Below are 4306 nucleotides of genomic sequence, written 5' to 3' on the forward strand. Positions count from 1 at the left end.
TGGACACACTGTTCACTGAGCCCGAGCAGGGTAACCCCCGCAGCATAATTCATTTGCATGTGATGCGGCTCGCAGTTCAGACCCTTGGCGTACAACGCGACTTTCAATCGAATAGCGCACATCAGATGACGCAACCAGCGAGCGCACTCGAAGGGCATCGCTTCGGATTGTCAGCCCTTCGCCTCGATCACCATGTTGAATGGGCCGGTCGCCGCGCGCCGTACGCGCGTGAACCCGCCGGATTTGACCACCTCCGTCAACAGAGCTTCCCCCGCTTGTGCTCCCAGTCCTTCGCCCACTTCCTGGTCGAGCGACGTCGGTACGCAGAGCATGGTGGACGCATTGTAGTAGAGCCGCCCGATCGGGTTCATGTTGTCACGTGGCTGGTCCCCTGCGATCGGCTCAACAATCATCCAGGTCCCGTCGTCGCTCAGCATCTCCCGCACATGCGCGGCGCAACCGCGTGGATCGCCCATGTCGTGCAGGCAATCGTAGAAGGTGACGAGATCGAAGTCCTTCTCCTCGATATCCTTCGCGGTCGAGACCTCGAACCGGACGCGGTCGTCGACACCGTGGTCTCTTGTATGCCGCCGCGCTTCGTCGATGGACGGTTCGTGGAAATCGAAGCCCACAAACTCGCTGTTCGGATAGGCCTCAGCCATCAACAACGTGGAAAACCCGACGCCGCAACCGACATCGGCCACGCGCGCGCCTTCCTGCAGCTTGTCCACCACACCGTCGAGCGACGGCATCCAGTTCTGGACAATGTTGTTGACGTAGCCGGGCCTGAAGAACGCCCCCGTGGCGCAGAAAAGACACCCGGCCGTGTCGCCCCAGCGCACGCCCCCGCCTGTGCGCATGGAAGTCTCGACCTTGGATTCACCCTCGATCATTGCGGCGGCCAGATCGAAGGCACCGGCGAGATAAAAGGGACTTTCTTGCTGGGAAAAGACCATGGCCTGCTCGGGCGACAGGCTGAACCGCTCGGTGTCGGGATCGTAGTCGATATACCCCCCGGCAGCCTGGGCAAGCGCCCACTCGCGGATGTAGCGTGGCGCGAGACTGCCCGCTCGTTCGGCTAACTCGTCGGACGTCATCGGTCCGTGGTTGTTGAGCGTGTCGAACAGGCCGAGCCGGAATCCGATGCGCACGGTCGGCACGCTATAGGCGCCGCCGAGATCGACAAGCATCTTTCCGATGAAGGCCTGAAGTTTGGCTTCGTCAATCTGCTTCATTGCAACCTCCCAGAGTTGAGACATCATCAGGTCCGATCACGACGGTGGACACTGTTGTTCGACCGATGCGAAGCCGAACCCTCGCCATGTCACCAGCGCATCAGCGCTGTGCGCGTGCATTCCGCGCAAAGGTCGGGTTTTGTTGGTCATCGGGCGCCGCAGTATCGACCGCGATCGGACCTAGCTGCGGAACCGGAAAGCGAAGCACGACGCGGGCATGCCGCGTCGTGTCGCGACGGGTCATAGGGCGCTAATTCGGAGCGGTGGCCGATCAGCGAAACGCTCCGTTGTACGGTACGATCGCCGGCATCGCTTCCGGCATGTCCGTCCGCCAGCGGTTGGGGAAGCCCGAGCTTCCGCGTTCTGCGTTCTTGTGGACGGACTGGCGCTCTACGGAGTGGCTTTGAGTGCGCCAGGTTTCTTCGCCGTAAGGATTGACGTCGAGGATACCGGCGGTGGCGAGGCTGCTGAAGGACGCGAAAGCGAGCGCGGCGAGGATCGTGGACTTGAACATGATCATTTCCTTCGTGTTGATCTGTGGACTGGGGTTTCGGTTGTTTGATCGAACCGGAGCTCTCTTGGCTCTGCATCGTCCGATGTTGACCGTTGTCGCCGACGACCATGGAAACGAGGGTGGTAGCGAGCGTTGAATTTGCGTTGGACGACGCAATAATGTGCTAATATTGAGGAGGGGGTCTCGTTTGAGACGCCATGGCCTCAGAGATCAGGATCAACGTCCTCGGGGACTTGCAGCTTGTGCGCGATGGACAGTCGGTCCGACTGCCTCCGTCTCGAAAAACACGTGCGCTTCTCGCCTACCTCGCAGTCGTCAGGCAGCCACAGCGTCGCGAACGCCTCTGTGAGATGTTCTGGGACGTGCCCGATGACCCTCGCGGTGCCCTGCGCTGGAGCCTCTCGAAGATACGCGGAATCCTCAACGACTCGGACGGCGATATCTTCATGGCGGACCGAAATTCCGTCGCCATCGCGCCGGGAGCGGTCGCGACGGACATAAACTTCGTGCAAGCCATGTCGGCAAAGCCGTTCGACACGCTGAACCGGGCCGAACTGGAAGCGCTCGCGAACTCCTTTCGGGGTCGCTTTCTCGACGACCTCTCCCTGCCGCGCTGCCCGAACTTCGAAGCATGGCGCATCGCGCATGCCAATGAGCTGGAAATCCTGCACCTCAAGGCATTGCGCCGCCTTGTCGAGACGCTGTCGGCAAACGAACCCGACACGGCCTTGCGCTACGCGCAGGAACTTCATGGACTGGCTCCCGAAGAGCCTGAGCTCTCGCGGATGGTCGACATGCTGGCAAAGAGCGCGCGCACGAGATCGGTGAGCGGTCCGCCGCCGGCGATCGAGCCAACCCCGCCGCTCGACAATGCCCGAGACGCCGAGGACGCGGTCCAGATGGTCGTGCGCGACTGCACGACGCGTGACGGCGTGCGTGTGGCCTATGCGATGACCGGGAGTGGGCCGCCGATGGTGCGCGCCGCCCACTGGATGTCGCATCTGCGCTTCGACACGCAGAGCCCTGTCTGGCGACACTGGATCAGGGAGCTTTCAGCGAGGAACACGCTCATCCGCTACGACGAACGCGGCAACGGCATGTCGCAATGGGACGTGGAGGACATCAGCTTCGACGCGATGGTGGCCGATTTGGAAAGCATCGTAGATGCGGCAGGATACGACAAGGTGGTCTTGCTCGGCGTTTCACAGGGATGCGCCATCTCGGTCGCTTACGCGGTCCGGCATCCCGAGCGCGTGCGCGGCCTCGCCCTCTATGGCGGCTACGTCAAAGGTTGGAGGGCGCGCGGCGACCCCGAGGAGATCCGGCTTCGAGAAGCGATGGCCACTTTGATGCGGCAGGGCTGGGGCAGCGATGACCCCGTCTTTCGGCAGGTCTTCACGTCCACTTTCATCCCCGGCGCCACCCGGGAACAGATGGATTGGTACAACGAACTGCAGCGGATGACCGTGACGCCGGAAAATGCTTACCGGCTCGCCGAAAGCTTCGCCGATATCGACGTGACCGACCTTCTGGGGCGCGTCGCCGTCCCGACGCTGGTCATGCATGCCAAGGGCGATCGCGTCGTGCCGATCGCGTCGGGGTGCGCCTTTGCAAGCGGCATACCCAATGCGCGCTACGTGGAACTGGAGAGCAACAACCATATTCTGCTCGAATCCGAGCCTGCTTTCACTCGTTTCATCGACAATTTGAAGCGCTTTGCGGACGAGGTGACCGCCCCCGCCCGGCAGCATGCGATTGGAAGCGCCAAGAGGCCGATCAGTGTCCTCGTGGCCGATTTTTCCAGCACGGAAATCGGCGGGTCGGATTCGGAAGCCCTGGCCGCGGCGATTGATCCCCTGATGGATGGCGTCATCGATTTGGCCACCGCGCAAGGCGGTATTATTTTTGAGATCCGCGACGGCCTGGTCGCTGCGGCGTTCGGCGCGGATCGTGCGTTGGAGGAACATGCCGTGCGTGCGTGCCGCGCTGCCCTATCGATCTTCGAAAAAGTAATGCGCGAAGCCGGCTCGAACGTTGCCTTGCGTGTCGCCATCGATTCCGGCGAGGCGTTTATTCGTGAAGCGCCGGGGGTGGCAGGCGCGCTGCGCATTTCAGGCGCAGTGACCAAGGACGCGATCGAGCTCGCCTCGGTGCTCGACCGCAACATGATCGCGCTGACCGCGCGCGCCCGCGAAAGCGCCGGCGGGTTCGTCTCCGCTACGCCGACCGACGTGGCCGCAAGCACAAAGCTCTCGAGCAGCGGACCGATCTTTGAACTCATCGCGGAAAATCGCGCTCTGTCGCGCTGGCATCTGCGCATGAGGCAAGGCCTGACCCCGCTCGTCGGCCGCGTCACCGATCTGGAAGCCCTGTCGACGGCCTGGCAGCGCGCCCGCGAGGGCGAAGCCCAGATGGTCGCCGTGATCGGCGAAGCAGGCGTTGGCAAATCCCGACTGGTGCACGAATTCGTCGGCTCGCTTGGCTTCAAGGCCGTCACGATCATCGAAGCGGGCGCCGAGGAAATCAACGAGACTGTCAGCCACGAGCTCGTTAGGCG

At 62.5% G+C, this 4306-nt stretch carries 3 protein-coding genes; 1 reads left to right on the plus strand and 2 read right to left on the minus strand.

What is annotated here, in order from left to right; genetic code table 11:
- Positions 1-170: 170 nt before the first annotated feature.
- Entirely contained in the window at positions 171-1235 is a 1065-nt protein-coding gene (locus tag GC125_RS00050; RefSeq protein ID WP_151983172.1) for a class I SAM-dependent methyltransferase, read from the minus strand.
- Between the two features lie 271 nt (positions 1236-1506).
- Entirely contained in the window at positions 1507-1749 is a 243-nt protein-coding gene (locus GC125_RS00055) for a hypothetical protein (protein WP_151983173.1), read from the minus strand.
- Positions 1750-2195: 446 nt separating this feature from the next.
- On the opposite strand from GC125_RS00055, the gene GC125_RS00060 reads away from it, so the two are divergent.
- Positions 2196-4306 (plus strand): alpha/beta fold hydrolase (locus GC125_RS00060; protein ID WP_151983174.1); only part of this gene is annotated, 2111 nt, incomplete at its 3' end.

This window comes from Rhizobium sp. EC-SD404 (genome assembly GCF_902498825.1).
Classification (GTDB): domain Bacteria; phylum Pseudomonadota; class Alphaproteobacteria; order Rhizobiales; family Rhizobiaceae; genus Georhizobium.